Here is a 14099-nt window from a genome sequence, read left to right as displayed (position 1 = left end):
AAAAGGAGCCATACCATGGCAAAGGCAAAGTTTGAACGTACCAAACCGCACGTCAACATCGGCACGATCGGCCACGTTGACCACGGCAAGACCACGCTGACAGCAGCGATCACCAAGTATTTCGGCGATTTCCGCGCCTATGACCAGATCGACGGCGCGCCCGAAGAGAAGGCCCGCGGCATCACCATCTCGACCGCGCATGTCGAGTATGAGACCGAAGCCCGTCACTACGCGCATGTCGACTGCCCCGGCCACGCCGACTACGTCAAGAACATGATCACCGGTGCAGCGCAGATGGACGGCGCGATCCTGGTGGTGAACGCGGCCGACGGCCCGATGCCCCAGACCCGCGAGCACATCCTGCTCGGCCGTCAGGTCGGTATCCCGAACATGGTCGTCTACATGAACAAGGTTGACCAGGTCGACGACGCCGAGCTGCTCGAGCTGGTGGAAATGGAAATCCGCGAGCTGCTGTCCTCCTATGACTACCCGGGCGACGACATCCCGGTGATCCCGGGCTCCGCCCTGGCCGCCATGGAAGGCAACAACCCGGAGATCGGCGAGGAATCCATCCGCAAGCTGATGGCCGCCGTGGACGAGTATATCCCGACGCCCGAGCGCGCCGTGGACCAGCCCTTCCTGATGCCGGTCGAGGACGTGTTCTCGATCTCCGGCCGCGGTACGGTTGTGACCGGCCGTGTCGAGCGTGGCGTGATCAACGTGGGTGACGAGATCGAGATCGTCGGCATCCGCGACACCAAGAAGACCACCTGCACCGGCGTGGAAATGTTCCGCAAGCTGCTGGACCGCGGTGAGGCGGGCGACAACATCGGCGCGCTGCTGCGCGGTGTCGACCGTGACGGTGTCGAGCGTGGCCAAGTGCTCTGCAAGCCGGGCTCCGTGACCCCGCACACCAAGTTCGAAGCCGAAGCCTATATCCTGACCAAGGATGAAGGTGGCCGTCACACGCCGTTCTTCGCCAACTACCGTCCGCAGTTCTACTTCCGCACCACGGACGTGACCGGCACGGTCAACCTGGCCGAGGGCACCGAGATGGTCATGCCGGGCGACAACGTCTCCTTCGGCGTCGAGCTGATCGCACCGATCGCCATGGAGCAGGGCCTGCGCTTCGCGATCCGCGAAGGCGGCCGCACCGTCGGCGCCGGCGTGGTCTCCAAGATCACGGAATAAAGCGACAGGGCCGGGGCGTAATCCCCGGCTTAGCGCTTGCATATTCGGGTGCCGGGTAATACTGGCACCCAATACTTTTCCGGGGTCCGCTCCGGAATCATCGCAGACGCGATGAAGGGCAGCGATGAGGTTGCCCTTCCTCTCCGTTTAAAGACCCCGAGCAAGGGAAAAGAAAAAATGGCCATCCAAAGCCAAAATATCCGCATCCGCCTGAAGGCGTTTGACTATCGGGTGCTGGACGCGTCCACACAAGAGATCGTCAACACCGCCAAGCGGACCGGTGCATCTGTTCGCGGCCCGATTCCGCTGCCGAACAAGATCGAGAAATTCACCGTTCTGCGTGGTCCCCACGTTGACAAGAAATCCCGTGACCAGTTCGAGATCCGCACGCACAAGCGCCTGCTGGACATCGTTGATCCGACCCCCCAGACCGTGGACGCGCTGATGAAGCTCGACCTCGCCGCTGGCGTGGACGTCGAGATCAAGCTGCAGTCGTAAGCCAGGGAGGGTAATATCATGTTGCGCTCAGGCGTTATTGCAAAAAAAGTCGGCATGACCCGGCTGTTCCTGGAAGACGGCAAGCAGATCCCTGTGACCGTTCTCCAGCTCGACAAACTCCAGGTTGTGGCACAGCGCACCGTTGACCGTGACGGCTATACCGCCGTTCAGCTCGGTGCCGGTACCGCGAAAGCCAAGCGGACCAGCCAGGCCATGCGCGGCCATTTCGCCGTCGCGAAAGTGGAACCCAAGCGCAAGGTCGCCGAGTTCCGGGTCGACGAGGACGCGATGATCAATGTCGGTGAAGAGATCACCGCCGATCATTACTTCGCCGGTCAATATGTCGATGTGGCGGGGACTTCGATCGGTAAGGGTTTTGCCGGTGCGATGAAGCGTCACAACTTCGGCGGTCTGCGGGCGTCGCACGGTGTGTCGATCAGCCACCGTTCGCATGGTTCCACCGGTCAGTGTCAGGATCCCGGCAAGGTTTTCAAAGGCAAGAAGATGGCCGGTCACATGGGTGCCGCCCGTGTCACCACGCAGAATCTCGAAGTCGTCAAGACCGACAGTGCCCGTGGCCTGATCATGGTCAAAGGCGCCGTTCCGGGTTCCAAGGGTGGCTGGGTGACGGTCAAGGACGCGGTGAAGAAGCCGTTCCCCGAGAACGCGATCCTGCCCGCCGCGCTTAAATCCGCAGCAGAGGAAGCCGCGAAAGCCGCTGAGGAGGCCGCAGCCGCTGCCGCCGCTGAGGCCGAAGCAGAAGCCAATCGTCTGGCCGAAGAGCAGGCCGCGCAGGAAGCCGAAGCCCTGAAGGCGGCGGAAGCCGAAATCAAGGCCGAAGGCTCGGATGCGGACAATTCCGACGCTGACAAGAAAGAAGGTGACGCATGAAACTCGATGTCATCAAACTCGACGGCGGCTCGGCCGGGTCGGTAGACCTGGACGAGGCCCTGTTCGGCCTCGAGCCGCGCGCCGACATCCTGCACCGCGTCGTGCGCTGGCAGCGTAACAACGCGCAGCAGGGCACGCACAAGGTCAAGACCCGGTCCGAGACCAGCTACTCGACCAAGAAGATCTATCGCCAGAAGGGCACCGGCGGCGCACGCCACGGTGACCGGAACGCGCCGATCTTCCGCAAGGGTGGTATCTACAAGGGCCCGACCCCGCGCAGCCATGGTCACGAGCTGACCAAGAAGTTCCGCAAGCTGGGTCTGCGTCACGCACTGTCCGCCAAAGCCAAGGCCGGTGCGCTGGTAATCATTGACGAGGCAACATCCGAGGGCAAGACCGCCGCTCTGGCCAAGCAGGTTTCGAACCTGGGCTGGAAACGCGCTCTGATCATCGATGGCGCCGCCGTCAACGAGAACTTCGCACAGGCTGCACGCAACATCGAAGGTCTAGATATCCTGCCGTCGATGGGTGCGAACGTCTATGACATCCTCAAGCGTGACACCCTAGTGATCACCAAGGCGGGGATCGAAGCACTGGAGGCCCGTTTGAAATGACCGCCAAGCACCAACATTATGACGTGATCCGCAAGCCGATCATCACTGAGAAGGCAACCATGGCGTCCGAACAGAACGCCGTCGTCTTCGAAGTGGCGATCGACAGCAACAAGCCGATGATCAAGGAGGCCGTCGAGGCGCTCTTTGGGGTCAAGGTGAAGGCCGTGAACACGTCCATCACCAAAGGCAAGGTCAAGCGTTTCCGCGGCCAGATGGGCAAGCGCAACAACGTTAAGAAGGCCTATGTAACGCTCGAAGAGGGCAACACGATCGACGTATCGACCGGCCTCTAAGCTGACGTTAGAATGATCTTCAAGGGCCCCCGCAATCGCGGGGGCCTTTTTGGTTTTCAGGGACTTGCGCGGGGTCTTCCTATTCAGGATGCGGCGAAAGGTGTCGCAAACGCGTACTGGCCGTACATGTTCCCAATTTATTCTCACAAAAATGTCGGAACGGAGGTCTCGGCAACTTGTTGCTTTCCTGTGAATGAACTCGAGCCATCCGCTTGAACATGCAACCTGGGAGACGACCTTTGACCTATTACAAGAGCACCTTGCTGGCCGGCGCCTCGGCCATCGCAATGCTGGCGGCCACCCTGCCGGTAACCGCGCAGACCGCAGCCGATCCGGAAACCGAAACCGAAGCAGACATGGATGCGGATCCCGCCGCGACTGCGGATGTGGCCGGTGGCCAGGTCGTTGTCGAGCAGGAAGAAGCAACGGTTGACGTGACTGTTCCCGACCCGAATGTCGAAGTGAGCCAGGGTCAGCCCGTCGTGACCGTCGAACAGCCGCAGCCGGAAATCACCGTTGTTGTGCCCGAGCCGACCGTGCGCGTGCAGCAGCAGGCACCGATAATCACCGTCGAGCAGGCCCAGCCGCAGATCACCGTGCGCATCCCCGAACCGGTCGTGACCGTGATGGTGCCGAACCCGCAGGTCGATGTGGAGACCGGCGAGCCGATCGTGGATCTGAACCAGCCCGAACCGGTCGTGCGCTTTGTGCGTCCCGAGCCGAAGATCACCATCGAAGAAGCCGAGCCCCGTGTTTCTGTCGAGCAGGCCGACGCGAACATCAATGTGGATGAAGCCGCCGAGGCCGAGGTCAACGTGGAACAGAGCGAGGCTCAGGTGAATGTCGAGCAGGGCGAAGACGCGAATGTCGTCGTCGAGGAGGCTCAGGACCCGCAGGTTGACGTCGTCGGCGGCGGAGAGGCCCAAATCGAGGTTGATCAGGAGCAGGCCCGCGTAGTCATGGAAGAGTTCAATGCCGATGAAGAGGGTCGCATGCAGGAAGAGGACCGCGCGCGCTATCAGGAGAGCGTGCAGGCCCTGCCGATCTTCAATCTGCGCAGTGACCAGCTGGTCGGCCGCAGTGTCGCGACCGAACGTGGCGAAGACGTCGGCGAGATCGATTTTATCGGCAAGCGCGGTGACACTCTGGTCGCGATTGTCGGTGTCGGCGGTTTCCTCGGGATGGGTGAGAACGAAGTCGCGATCCCGCTGCAGCAGCTGATCCTGCGTGAAGATGAGGTCATCGTGCCCGGCGTGACAGAAGAGCGTCTTGAAGCGATGCCTGAATTCAACGAAGCCGAAGTCGAACTTCTCGACCCCGGTGTTCGTCTCGCCGAGCATATCGGTCTCGATTGATCGGGTGCTGACAATATGAAGAATATGAGAAGGCGCCTCGGCGCCTTCTTCTTTTTTGGACCGACGCTTTCCTGTCTTGCCACTTGCTTCGTCCAGAACCGGCTGCGAGAGCGCATTATCCGCTTAAGCGGTTGACCCTCCCGACGTCCTCGCCTAAACGACCCCATCGGCAAGGCCCCGGATTCGTCCGGGGCTTCGCCGTTGTTCGCAAGGACATGAGATTGGGGACCTTCGGGGCCCTATAACCAACGCGCCCACATCACGTTGCGGGCGTGCCAAGCAAACGGAAGACAGAGAACATGGCACTCAAGTCGTACAAACCGACGACGCCAGGCCAGCGTGGACTGGTACTGATCGACCGTTCGGAGCTGTGGAAAGGCCGCCCGGTCAAAGCCCTTACTCAGGGTTTGACCAAATCTGGCGGTCGGAACAACACCGGACGGATTACAATGCGTCGCACAGGCGGTGGGGCAAAGCGCCTTTACCGTATCGTTGATTTCAAGCGTAACAAGCTGGACATGTCCGCTGTTGTCGCGCGGATCGAATATGACCCCAACCGGACCGCTTTCATCGCACTGATCCAGTACGAAGACGGCGAGCAGGCCTACATCCTGGCCCCCCAGCGTCTGGCCATCGGCGACAAGATCATCGCCGGCGCCAAAGTAGACATTAAGCCGGGCAACGCGATGCCTTTCTCCGGCATGCCGATCGGTACGATCGTCCACAACATCGAGATGAAGCCCGGCAAGGGCGGTCAGATCGCACGTGCCGCCGGTACATACGCCCAGTTCGTGGGTCGTGACGGCGGCTACGCCCAGATCCGTCTGAGCAGCGGCGAGCTGCGTCTCGTGCGTCAGGAATGCATGGCCACCGTCGGTGCCGTGTCCAACCCCGACAACTCCAACCAGAACTACGGTAAAGCCGGCCGCATGCGTCACAAGGGCATCCGTCCTTCCGTGCGTGGTGTCGTGATGAACCCGATCGACCACCCGCATGGTGGTGGTGAAGGCCGTACTTCCGGTGGTCGTCACCCGGTAACGCCCTGGGGCAAGCCGACCAAGGGTGCCAAGACCCGCAACAAGAACAAAGCGTCCAGCAAGCTGATCATCCGCTCGCGGCACGCCAAGAAGAAGGGGCGTTAATAGATGTCTCGTTCAGTCTGGAAAGGCCCTTTTGTAGACAGCTACGTGCTGAAAAAGGCCGAAGCGACCCGCGAAAGCGGCCGCAGCGAAGTGATCAAGATCTGGTCGCGCCGTTCAACGATCCTGCCCCAGTTCGTGGGTCTGACGTTTGGCGTGTACAACGGTCACAAGCACATCCCTGTTAACGTGTCAGAAGACATGATTGGTCAGAAGTTCGGTGAGTATTCCCCGACCCGGACCTATTACGGTCATGCTGCCGACAAAAAAGCGAAGCGGAAGTAAGCCATGAGCAAGGATAAGAATCCCCGCCGCGTGGCAGACAACGAAGCAATGGCGAAACTGCGCATGCTCCGTACCTCCCCGCAAAAACTGAACCTCGTCGCCGCGATGATCCGTGGCAAGAAGGTGGACAAGGCCCTGACGGACCTGACCTTCTCCAAGAAGCGGGTCGCACAGGACGTGAGGAAATGCCTCCAGTCCGCCATCGCCAACGCCGAGAACAACCACAATCTTGACGTGGATGAACTGGTGGTTGCCGAGGCCTATGTCGGCAAGAACCTGATCATGAAGCGCGGCCGCCCCCGGGCCCGTGGCCGGTTCGGCAAGATCATCAAGCCGTTTTCCGAGATCACGATCAAGGTGCGTCAAGTTGAGGAGCAAGTCTGATGGGTAACAAAGTAAATCCGATCGGCATGCGCCTGCAGGTGAACCGCACCTGGGACAGCCGCTGGTATGCCGACACGAAGGATTATGGTGATCTTCTGCTGGAAGACCTCGCCATCCGTGCCTTCATCAAGGAAGAGTGCAAGCAGGCCGGTGTCGCCCGCGTGATCATCGAGCGTCCGCACAAGAAGTGTCGCGTCACGATCCACACGGCCCGTCCCGGCGTCATCATCGGCAAGAAGGGCGCGGATATCGAGACGCTGCGCCAGAAGATCGCCAAGATGACCAACTCGGAACTGCATCTCAACATCGTTGAGGTCCGCAAGCCCGAGCTGGACGCCGCCCTCGTCGGTGAGAGCATCGCTCAGCAGCTCGAGCGCCGTGTGTCCTTCCGTCGCGCCATGAAGCGTGCCGTGCAGAACGCGATGCGCATGGGCGCCCTGGGGATCCGGGTGAACGTCGCCGGTCGTCTGGGCGGTGCGGAGATCGCGCGGACCGAATGGTACCGTGAGGGCCGGGTGCCGCTGCACACCTTGCGTGCCGACATCGATTACGCGCATGTCGAGGCGACCACCGCCTATGGCATCATCGGGATCAAGACCTGGATCTTCAAAGGCGAGATCATGGAGCATGACCCGGCCGCGCGTGACCGCAAGGCACAGGAACTCCAGGATGGCCCAGCACCTCGCGGTGCCGGCGGTCGTCGCTAAGGGGGAATGACAAATGCTTCAACCAAAGCGCACTAAATTTCGCAAGCAGTTCAAAGGCTCGATCAAGGGCATGGCGAAGGGCGGGTCTGACCTGAACTTCGGCACCTACGGCCTGAAGGCGCTGCAGCCGGAGCGGGTTTCCGCCCGGCAGATCGAAGCCGCACGCCGTGCCATGACGCGTCACATGAAGCGTCAGGGCCGTGTCTGGATCCGGATCTTCCCGGACGTGCCGGTCACTGCGAAGCCCATCGAAGTTCGTATGGGTAAGGGCAAGGGCTCGGTCGACCGTTGGGTCGCCAAGGTCAAGCCCGGCCGCGTGATGTTCGAGATCGACGGCGTGTCCGAAGACGTGGCCCGCGAAGCGCTGCGTCTGGCTGCGATGAAACTGCCGATCAAGACCCGCGTCGTGGTTCGCGAAGATTGGTAAGAACATGAAGGAGGGCGGGGGTAGCTCCGCCTCTCTTCGGTCAAGAAGAAGCCCCTGCCGAGTGATCGGCGGGGGCTTTTTTAATGTGGTGTATTGTTTGGGTGGTGGGTGCAAGCACCCATCCTACCGGTTTATTTGCAGGAGGATGAGGGGGCGGCGTAGATGGTGCTCTTACCCATCACCCCGCACCAACCCGAACCGTCATTCCCAACCGTAATTGAAACTCACCGAAATCCGATCATCCTCGGCCATGTTCATCGGCACCTCGTGGCGCAGCCAGCTTTCCCAGAGCAACACATCGCCGACCTTCGGCGCGACGTAGACGAACTGCTGCAATTCTTCAGGGGCGCTCTTCTTGCGCCCCGGCGCTGCCATCATCATCGCCAGCCGCGGGTCCTCGAATTTGATCGCGCTCGTGTCTTCCGGCATCGCGACATAGGTGGTGCCGCTGATCACCGAATGAGGGTGGATATGGGCGGTGTGGATGCCGCCTTCGGGCAGGATGTTGATCCACAGCGAGTCGAGCTTGAGCTTCTTGTCTCCGAGATCGAACCCCAGGTCCTGCGCGAAGCTGGCGACATGGCGATCGAGGGCATCAACCACGTCCTTGAAGATCGGAAAGCGCCAGGGCAGGTCGCTGAGCGAAGCATAGCTCGTATAGCCGGGGAAGGCGTTCTGCTCGCACCAATCCTGCCCGGCGTCGTCGTCCTGGGCGATCGACAGGCAGGAGGCTTCGAGTTCGGCCGGATCGACGCCCGGGCCGAAATCCGACAGGGCGGCTTGATAGAGCCGGGTGACAAAGAGGGATCTGATCTGTGACATGACCCTGTCTTATCGCAGCCAAAACCGCCCCGCCAGCGGATAAGATCCGGTTACGGGGGCATTTGCCCCTTGCAGGGGTTGCTTTATGCGGACCCGCAGCGTATTGGCAGCCTTCATCATGAACTCCACCAGAATCATGGTCACCCTACAGGGGCCTACTGGTGATGTTGAAAGGAAGAGGCCGTGAAAGCCAGCGAACTGCACGACAAGACGCCGGACCAGCTCCGCGACGAGCTTGTGAACCTGAAAAAAGAATCCTTCAATCTGCGTTTCCAGCAGGCCACCGGCCAGCTGGAGAACCCCGCACGTCTGAAGAGCGTCAAGCGTGATGTGGCCCGTGTCCACACCGTGCTGAACCAGAAAGCCGCTGCTGCGGCAGCCGAATAATAGGAGCCTGAAACATGCCCAAGCGTATCCTCACAGGCACCGTGACATCGGACGCCAACGCCCAGACCATTTCAGTATCCGTCGAGCGTCGCTTCACGCATCCGGTTCTGAAGAAGACCATTCGTAAGTCCAAGAAATACCGGGCTCACGATGAGAACAACACGTTCAAGGTGGGCGACAAGGTCCGCATCATCGAATGTGCACCTCGCTCGAAAACCAAACGTTGGGAAGTGCTGACTTCGGACCAAGCCGAAGCCTGAACATCCCCAATTAATCGAAACCCTGGGACAGGGGCCGCATCGCCCCCCAGAAGGTCGGGAGAAACCAAATGATCCAGATGCAGACCAACCTGGATGTTGCTGACAACAGCGGCGCGCGCCGTGTTCAGTGCATCAAGGTATTGGGTGGTTCCAAGCGTAAATACGCGTCCGTCGGCGACATCATCGTCGTGTCGGTCAAGGAAGCCATCCCGCGCGGCCGCGTGAAGAAAGGTGACGTCCGCAAGGCCGTCGTCGTGCGCACCGCCAAGGAAGTTCGTCGTGAAGATGGCACCGCCATCCGTTTCGACCGCAACGCCGCCGTGATCCTCAACAACAACAACGAGCCGGTGGGTACGCGTATCTTCGGGCCGGTTGTGCGTGAGCTGCGGGCCAAGAACTTCATGAAAATCATCTCGCTCGCTCCGGAGGTGCTGTAATCATGGCTGCTAAACTTCGCAAAGGTGACAAGGTCATCGTGCTGGCAGGCAAGGACAAGGGCAAGACGGGTTCGATCTCGTCGGTTGATCCGAAGTCCAACAAGGCCGTCGTTGATGGCATCAACATCGCCATCCGCGCCACCCGGCAGACCCAGACCTCCCAGGGCGGGCGCATCCCCAAGGCAATGCCGGTCGATCTGAGCAACCTCGCGCTGGTCGATGCCAACGGCAAGGCCACCCGCGTCGGCTTCCGGATCGAGGGCGACAAGAAAGTCCGCTTCGCAAAAACCACGGGGGACGTGATCGATGCTTGATAATGCAAACTACACACCCCGCCTGAAGTCGGTTTACGTGGACACGATCCGCGCCGCGCTGAAGGAAGAATTCGGCTACAAGAACGATATGCAGATCCCGCGTCTGGACAAGATCGTTCTGAATATCGGCTGTGGTGCCGAAGCCGTGCGTGACAGCAAAAAGGCCAAGTCGGCTCAGGAAGACCTGACGCTGATCGCCGGCCAGAAGGCGCTGACCACCGTCGCCAAAAAATCGATCGCCGGCTTCAGGGTGCGTGAGGAAATGCCTCTGGGTGCGAAAGTGACCCTGCGCGGCGAGCGCATGTATGAATTCCTTGATCGTCTGATCACGGTTGCAATGCCCCGTATCCGCGACTTCCGCGGCATCAACGGCAAATCTTTCGACGGGCGTGGCAATTATGCCATGGGCCTGAAAGAGCACATCGTGTTCCCGGAAATCGACTTCGACAAGGTCGACGAGACCTGGGGAATGGACATCGTCATCGCCACCACGGCGAAAACCGACGCAGAAGCCAAGGCGCTGTTGAAGCATTTCAACATGCCCTTCAATTCGTAAGCGCGGGAAGGATTAGATATGGCTAAGAAATCCATGATCGAGCGCGAGAAGAAGCGCGAAGCAATGGTCAAGAAATACGCGGCAAAGCGCGCCGCGCTGAAGGACATCGTCAGCGATGAAAGCAAGCCGATGGAAGAGCGTTTCCGCGCCTCCCTGAAGCTCGCGAAACTGCCGCGCAACTCCAGCGCCGTGCGTCTGCACAACCGCTGCCAGTTGACCGGCCGTCCGCATGCTTACTATCGTAAACTGAAAATTTCGCGGATCGCGCTGCGTGATCTCGGCTCGCAAGGCCAGATCCCCGGCATGGTCAAGTCGAGCTGGTAAGGAGCGCATCAGATGAACGATCCTATCGCAGATATGCTGACACGCATCCGTAACTCCTCGCTGCGCGGCAAGTCCACCGTGGTCACACCGGCCTCCAAGCTGCGTGCCTGGGTGCTGGATGTGCTGGCCGACGAGGGCTACATCCGTGGCTACGAGAAGACCACCGGGGCCGATGGCCATCCGGCGCTCGAAATCAGCCTGAAATATTACGAGGGCGAGCCCGTCATTCGCGAGCTGAAGCGGGTCTCCAAGCCCGGTCGTCGCGTCTACATGGCCGTCAATGACATTCCGGTGGTCCGTCAGGGCCTCGGCGTGTCGATTGTCTCCACCTCGAAAGGGGTGATGTCGGACGCAAGCGCGCGCAGCCAGAACGTTGGCGGCGAAGTGCTCTGCACCGTATTCTAAGGAGGGCGTAATGTCTCGTATTGGTAAAAAGCCGGTCGACCTGCCCAACGGTGTTTCGGCATCGGTCAGCGGTCAGACCATCGAAGTCAAAGGGCCGAAAGGCACCCGCAGCTTCCAGGCCACGGATGACGTCACCCTCGCGGTCGAGGACAATGTCATCACCGTCACACCGCGTGGCAAGTCCAAGCGCGCGCGTCAGCAGTGGGGCATGTCCCGCACGATGATCCGCAACCTGGTCACCGGTGTCTCCGACGGCTTCAAGAAGGAGCTGGAGATTCAGGGCGTTGGTTATCGTGCCGCGATGACCGGCAACACGCTGAAGCTGAACCTGGGCCTGTCTCATGACGTTGACTACACGCCGCCGGCGGGAGTCACAGTGACAGCGCCGAAACAGACCGAGATTGTGGTTGAAGGCATCGACGAACAGCTTGTTGGTCAGGTTGCCGCGAACATCCGCGCTTGGCGCAAGCCCGAGCCCTACAAGGGCAAAGGCATCCGCTACAAGGGCGAGTTCATCTTCCGCAAAGAAGGCAAGAAGAAGTAAGGACGCACAAGATGGCAAACAGCAAAAGAACCCTGTTTCTGAAACGCCGCCTGCGCGTTCGGAACAAGCTGCGCAAGGTCAATGCCGGGCGCATGCGCCTGTCGATCCACCGCAGCAACAAGAACATCAGCGCTCAGCTGATCGACGATGTGAACGGCGTCACCCTGGCGTCGGCCTCCACCCTCGAGAAAGATCTCGGCGTTGTGGGCAAGAACAACATCGAAGCGGCCACCAAGGTCGGCTCGGCAATCGCCGAGCGCGCCAAGAAGGCCGGTGTCGAGGAAGCCTATTTCGACCGGGGCGGCTTCCTGTTCCACGGCAAGGTGAAGGCTCTGGCCGACGCTGCCCGCGAAGGCGGCCTGAAGATCTGAGGCGCCGGGCGGTCATGGCCGCCCGACACCGCTTCTCACAGGCAGACGACCGGGTGGGGGTCACCCCGCCGAAACCAAGTCCGAAGACGGCCCTTGCGGGGCCGTCTCGATGATCCGGGAGCTGGCAGCCGCCACTCACCTGGATTGACCAACCTTGGCGCAGCCGCGCCGAACCGAAAGGATGCCAAATGGCAAGAGATGACAATCGTGGGGGCAACCGCCGCAATCAACGCGACGAAACCCCGGAATTCGCCGACCGCCTGGTCGCGATCAACCGCGTTTCCAAGACCGTAAAGGGTGGTAAGCGCTTCGGCTTCGCCGCACTTGTCGTCGTCGGCGACCAGAAGGGCCGCGTCGGCTTCGGCAAGGGCAAGGCCAAGGAAGTGCCCGAGGCGATCCGCAAGGCCACCGAACAGGCCAAGCGCCAGATGATCCGCGTGCAGCTGCGCGAAGGTCGCACCCTGCATCACGACATGTCCGGCCGCCACGGCGCCGGCAAGGTGATCATGCGCTCCGCACCGGAAGGTACCGGAATCATCGCCGGTGGTCCGATGCGTGCCGTCTTCGAAATGCTCGGCGTCAAGGACGTCGTGTCCAAGTCGGTCGGTTCGCAGAACCCCTACAACATGATCCGCGCCACCATGGACGGTCTCATGAAGGAACAATCGCCCCGCGCGGTTGCCCAGCGTCGCGGCAAGAAGGTCGCTGACATCCTGCGCAGCCAGGACGGCCCGAAAATCAGCGGCGAACAAGCCCCAGTGGTTGAGGAGGCATAAACATGGCCAAAACCATCGTCATCAAGCAGATCGGCTCGCCGATCCGCCGCCCCGCCAAGCAGCGCGCGACGCTGATCGGCCTGGGCCTGAACAAGATGAACAAAACCCGCGAACTGGAAGACACACCTTCCGTGCGCGGCATGATCAACGCGATCCCGCACATGGTGCAGATCGTCGAAGAAAAGGGCTGAGGCTTGGGATGGGTGGTTTTCCACCCCTCGGCCGAGACCGCCTACTTTGATGGGTGAAATCACCCATCCTACTTAGCATACCGTAGGATGGGTGGTTCCCACCCATTACTCTCCCAAATCGATCGAACACCCCGCAGGAAACTGCGGGGTGTTTTCCGTTCACACCACCACGATCACCCGACAGCCAACCCCGCCACTCGGTCAGCCGCGCCACCGGCGCCCCAACCCCCGCGCCTCCTGTCCCGCCGCCGACCCCTTGATCCTCCCGCGGCCTTCGCCTATACGCCCCCGGTGGCCTCCGTTCTGGCCACCAGAATCGTAAACGCCGCGTTTGGCCGCTCCCGTCGCTGGGGGTCACATCCGGCAAAGAGGAGAAGCGACATGAAACTGCACGAACTTTCCGACAACGAAGGCGCCGCCAAGAAACGCATGCGCGTCGGTCGCGGCCCCGGCTCCGGCAAGGGCAAGATGGGCGGCCGTGGTATCAAGGGTCAGAAGTCCCGCTCCGGCGTGGCGATCAAGGGCTTTGAAGGCGGCCAGATGCCGATCTACCAGCGCCTGCCCAAGCGCGGCTTCACCAAGCCGAATCGCAAGTCCTACGCTGTCGTCAACCTGGGCCTGATCCAGAAGTTCATCGACGCGGGCAAGCTCGACGTCAAGAACGCCATCGACGGAAAGGCGCTGGTCGCCTCCGGTCTGGTGCGTCGCGAGCTCGACGGTATCCGGGTTCTGGCCAAGGGTGAATTCACCTCCAAGGTCGAACTGACCGTGGCCGGCGCTTCCAAATCCGCCATCGAAGCCGTCGAAAAGGCCGGCGGCACGCTCACCGTCACCGCCCCGAAAGCGGCTGAAGCGGCAGAGTAATCGGCCTCAAGGCTTGTGAGCGGGACGCGTCCCGCTTACATAAACCCGAGTTTTCCCGAACGCC

Annotated in this window: 24 protein-coding genes; 23 read left to right on the top strand and 1 reads right to left on the bottom strand. The window is 60.9% G+C overall.

Going from position 1 to position 14099, the window contains the following annotated elements; all coding sequences use genetic code 11:
- Nucleotides 1-15 precede the first annotated feature (15 nt).
- The 11 genes from tuf (at nt 16) to rplP (ending at nt 7784) form a co-directional block, all read left to right on the top strand.
- A complete protein-coding gene (tuf, locus tag ACFSUD_RS00780) occupies nt 16-1191 on the top strand; it encodes an elongation factor Tu (protein ID WP_386370456.1) in 1176 nt (391 codons plus the stop codon).
- A gap of 183 nt (nt 1192-1374) precedes the next feature.
- Nucleotides 1375-1689: a 30S ribosomal protein S10 gene (rpsJ, locus tag ACFSUD_RS00775; RefSeq protein ID WP_108838874.1), complete on the top strand. Its 315-nt coding sequence runs from the start codon at nt 1375-1377 to the stop codon at nt 1687-1689.
- Between the two features lie 18 nt (nt 1690-1707).
- Entirely contained in the window at nt 1708-2580 is an 873-nt protein-coding gene (gene rplC / locus ACFSUD_RS00770; RefSeq protein ID WP_386370453.1) for a 50S ribosomal protein L3, read from the top strand.
- Complete coding sequence (rplD, locus tag ACFSUD_RS00765; protein WP_386370450.1) at nt 2577-3194, top strand: 50S ribosomal protein L4; 618 nt, start codon at nt 2577-2579, stop codon at nt 3192-3194. The genes rplC and rplD overlap by 4 nt, the downstream gene beginning before the upstream one ends.
- Nucleotides 3191-3487: a 50S ribosomal protein L23 gene (locus ACFSUD_RS00760; RefSeq protein ID WP_386370447.1), complete on the top strand. Its 297-nt coding sequence runs from the start codon at nt 3191-3193 to the stop codon at nt 3485-3487. Before rplD ends, ACFSUD_RS00760 begins: the two co-directional genes overlap by 4 nt.
- Nucleotides 3488-3726: 239 nt before the next feature.
- Nucleotides 3727-4842, top strand: a complete 1116-nt coding sequence (locus ACFSUD_RS00755; protein ID WP_386370444.1) for a PRC-barrel domain-containing protein — start codon at nt 3727-3729, stop codon at nt 4840-4842.
- 299 nt (nt 4843-5141) lie between these two features.
- Nucleotides 5142-5984, top strand: coding sequence for a 50S ribosomal protein L2 (gene rplB, locus ACFSUD_RS00750; RefSeq protein ID WP_067267965.1), 843 nt, complete (start codon nt 5142-5144; stop codon nt 5982-5984).
- A 3-nt stretch (nt 5985-5987) separates the two neighbouring features.
- Complete coding sequence (gene rpsS / locus ACFSUD_RS00745) at nt 5988-6266, top strand: 30S ribosomal protein S19 (RefSeq protein WP_386370441.1); 279 nt, start codon at nt 5988-5990, stop codon at nt 6264-6266.
- 3 nt (nt 6267-6269) lie between these two features.
- Nucleotides 6270-6650 carry a 50S ribosomal protein L22 gene (gene rplV, locus ACFSUD_RS00740; protein WP_386370439.1) on the top strand — a complete coding sequence of 127 codons (381 nt, stop codon included), beginning with the start codon at nt 6270-6272 and terminating at the stop codon, nt 6648-6650.
- A complete protein-coding gene (gene rpsC, locus ACFSUD_RS00735) occupies nt 6650-7357 on the top strand; it encodes a 30S ribosomal protein S3 (RefSeq protein ID WP_386370436.1) in 708 nt (235 codons plus the stop codon). The genes rplV and rpsC overlap by 1 nt, the downstream gene beginning before the upstream one ends.
- Before the next feature lie 13 nt (nt 7358-7370).
- Nucleotides 7371-7784 carry a 50S ribosomal protein L16 gene (rplP, locus tag ACFSUD_RS00730; RefSeq protein ID WP_386370433.1) on the top strand — a complete coding sequence of 138 codons (414 nt, stop codon included), beginning with the start codon at nt 7371-7373 and terminating at the stop codon, nt 7782-7784.
- 201 nt (nt 7785-7985) lie between these two features.
- On the opposite strand, the gene ACFSUD_RS00725 is transcribed toward rplP, so the two are convergent.
- Nucleotides 7986-8606, bottom strand: a complete 621-nt coding sequence (locus tag ACFSUD_RS00725; protein ID WP_386370430.1) for a TIGR02466 family protein — start codon at nt 8604-8606, stop codon at nt 7986-7988.
- A 183-nt stretch (nt 8607-8789) separates the two neighbouring features.
- On the opposite strand from ACFSUD_RS00725, the gene rpmC reads away from it, so the two are divergent.
- From rpmC to rplO, 12 genes are all read left to right on the top strand, one after another.
- Nucleotides 8790-8993 carry a 50S ribosomal protein L29 gene (rpmC, locus tag ACFSUD_RS00720; protein ID WP_386370427.1) on the top strand — a complete coding sequence of 68 codons (204 nt, stop codon included), beginning with the start codon at nt 8790-8792 and terminating at the stop codon, nt 8991-8993.
- Between the two features lie 14 nt (nt 8994-9007).
- Nucleotides 9008-9253, top strand: coding sequence for a 30S ribosomal protein S17 (gene rpsQ / locus ACFSUD_RS00715; RefSeq protein WP_386370425.1), 246 nt, complete (start codon nt 9008-9010; stop codon nt 9251-9253).
- A gap of 68 nt (nt 9254-9321) precedes the next feature.
- A complete protein-coding gene (gene rplN, locus ACFSUD_RS00710) occupies nt 9322-9690 on the top strand; it encodes a 50S ribosomal protein L14 (protein WP_005621870.1) in 369 nt (122 codons plus the stop codon).
- 2 nt (nt 9691-9692) lie between these two features.
- Nucleotides 9693-10004 (top strand): 50S ribosomal protein L24, encoded by a 312-nt coding sequence (gene rplX, locus ACFSUD_RS00705; protein WP_386370423.1) that lies wholly within the window; start codon nt 9693-9695, stop codon nt 10002-10004.
- Nucleotides 9997-10560: a 50S ribosomal protein L5 gene (gene rplE / locus ACFSUD_RS00700; RefSeq protein WP_386370420.1), complete on the top strand. Its 564-nt coding sequence runs from the start codon at nt 9997-9999 to the stop codon at nt 10558-10560. The genes rplX and rplE overlap by 8 nt, the downstream gene beginning before the upstream one ends.
- 18 nt (nt 10561-10578) lie before the next feature.
- Nucleotides 10579-10884: a 30S ribosomal protein S14 gene (rpsN, locus tag ACFSUD_RS00695; protein WP_386370418.1), complete on the top strand. Its 306-nt coding sequence runs from the start codon at nt 10579-10581 to the stop codon at nt 10882-10884.
- Between the two features lie 12 nt (nt 10885-10896).
- Nucleotides 10897-11289, top strand: coding sequence for a 30S ribosomal protein S8 (gene rpsH / locus ACFSUD_RS00690; protein ID WP_386370416.1), 393 nt, complete (start codon nt 10897-10899; stop codon nt 11287-11289).
- Between the two features lie 10 nt (nt 11290-11299).
- Nucleotides 11300-11833, top strand: coding sequence for a 50S ribosomal protein L6 (rplF, locus tag ACFSUD_RS00685; RefSeq protein ID WP_386370413.1), 534 nt, complete (start codon nt 11300-11302; stop codon nt 11831-11833).
- An 11-nt stretch (nt 11834-11844) separates the two neighbouring features.
- The gene (gene rplR, locus ACFSUD_RS00680) at nt 11845-12204 is read left to right on the top strand and encodes a 50S ribosomal protein L18 (RefSeq protein WP_386370411.1); all 360 of its coding nucleotides are present in this window, start codon (nt 11845-11847) and stop codon (nt 12202-12204) included.
- A gap of 188 nt (nt 12205-12392) precedes the next feature.
- Nucleotides 12393-12980 carry a 30S ribosomal protein S5 gene (rpsE, locus tag ACFSUD_RS00675; protein WP_386370408.1) on the top strand — a complete coding sequence of 196 codons (588 nt, stop codon included), beginning with the start codon at nt 12393-12395 and terminating at the stop codon, nt 12978-12980.
- 2 nt (nt 12981-12982) lie between these two features.
- On the top strand, nt 12983-13171 hold the full coding sequence (rpmD, locus tag ACFSUD_RS00670; protein WP_386370406.1) for a 50S ribosomal protein L30: 189 nt from the start codon (nt 12983-12985) through the stop codon (nt 13169-13171).
- A gap of 381 nt (nt 13172-13552) precedes the next feature.
- Nucleotides 13553-14035, top strand: coding sequence for a 50S ribosomal protein L15 (gene rplO, locus ACFSUD_RS00665; protein ID WP_386370404.1), 483 nt, complete (start codon nt 13553-13555; stop codon nt 14033-14035).
- The last annotated feature ends 64 nt before the right edge of the window (nt 14036-14099 follow it).

The organism is Sulfitobacter aestuarii, from assembly GCF_042685005.1.
Taxonomy (GTDB): domain Bacteria; phylum Pseudomonadota; class Alphaproteobacteria; order Rhodobacterales; family Rhodobacteraceae; genus Sulfitobacter; species Sulfitobacter aestuarii.
Note: the sequence above shows the minus strand (reverse complement) of the source record. Positions and strands in the feature narration are given on the sequence as shown.

Coding starts and splice junctions, on each gene's coding strand:
- tuf (WP_386370456.1), top strand. CDS start 16: ATGGCAAAGGCAAAGTTTGAACGTACCAAACCGCACGTCAACATCGGC.
- rplC (WP_386370453.1), top strand. CDS start 1,708: ATGTTGCGCTCAGGCGTTATTGCAAAAAAAGTCGGCATGACCCGGCTG.
- rplD (WP_386370450.1), top strand. CDS start 2,577: ATGAAACTCGATGTCATCAAACTCGACGGCGGCTCGGCCGGGTCGGTA.
- ACFSUD_RS00760 (WP_386370447.1), top strand. CDS start 3,191: ATGACCGCCAAGCACCAACATTATGACGTGATCCGCAAGCCGATCATC.
- rplB (WP_067267965.1), top strand. CDS start 5,142: ATGGCACTCAAGTCGTACAAACCGACGACGCCAGGCCAGCGTGGACTG.
- rpsS (WP_386370441.1), top strand. CDS start 5,988: ATGTCTCGTTCAGTCTGGAAAGGCCCTTTTGTAGACAGCTACGTGCTG.
- rplV (WP_386370439.1), top strand. CDS start 6,270: ATGAGCAAGGATAAGAATCCCCGCCGCGTGGCAGACAACGAAGCAATG.
- rpsC (WP_386370436.1), top strand. CDS start 6,650: ATGGGTAACAAAGTAAATCCGATCGGCATGCGCCTGCAGGTGAACCGC.
- rplP (WP_386370433.1), top strand. CDS start 7,371: ATGCTTCAACCAAAGCGCACTAAATTTCGCAAGCAGTTCAAAGGCTCG.
- ACFSUD_RS00725 (WP_386370430.1), bottom strand. CDS start 8,606: ATGTCACAGATCAGATCCCTCTTTGTCACCCGGCTCTATCAAGCCGCC.
- rpsQ (WP_386370425.1), top strand. CDS start 9,008: ATGCCCAAGCGTATCCTCACAGGCACCGTGACATCGGACGCCAACGCC.
- rplN (WP_005621870.1), top strand. CDS start 9,322: ATGATCCAGATGCAGACCAACCTGGATGTTGCTGACAACAGCGGCGCG.
- rplX (WP_386370423.1), top strand. CDS start 9,693: ATGGCTGCTAAACTTCGCAAAGGTGACAAGGTCATCGTGCTGGCAGGC.
- rplE (WP_386370420.1), top strand. CDS start 9,997: ATGCTTGATAATGCAAACTACACACCCCGCCTGAAGTCGGTTTACGTG.
- rpsN (WP_386370418.1), top strand. CDS start 10,579: ATGGCTAAGAAATCCATGATCGAGCGCGAGAAGAAGCGCGAAGCAATG.
- rpsH (WP_386370416.1), top strand. CDS start 10,897: ATGAACGATCCTATCGCAGATATGCTGACACGCATCCGTAACTCCTCG.
- rplF (WP_386370413.1), top strand. CDS start 11,300: ATGTCTCGTATTGGTAAAAAGCCGGTCGACCTGCCCAACGGTGTTTCG.
- rplR (WP_386370411.1), top strand. CDS start 11,845: ATGGCAAACAGCAAAAGAACCCTGTTTCTGAAACGCCGCCTGCGCGTT.
- rpsE (WP_386370408.1), top strand. CDS start 12,393: ATGGCAAGAGATGACAATCGTGGGGGCAACCGCCGCAATCAACGCGAC.
- rpmD (WP_386370406.1), top strand. CDS start 12,983: ATGGCCAAAACCATCGTCATCAAGCAGATCGGCTCGCCGATCCGCCGC.
- rplO (WP_386370404.1), top strand. CDS start 13,553: ATGAAACTGCACGAACTTTCCGACAACGAAGGCGCCGCCAAGAAACGC.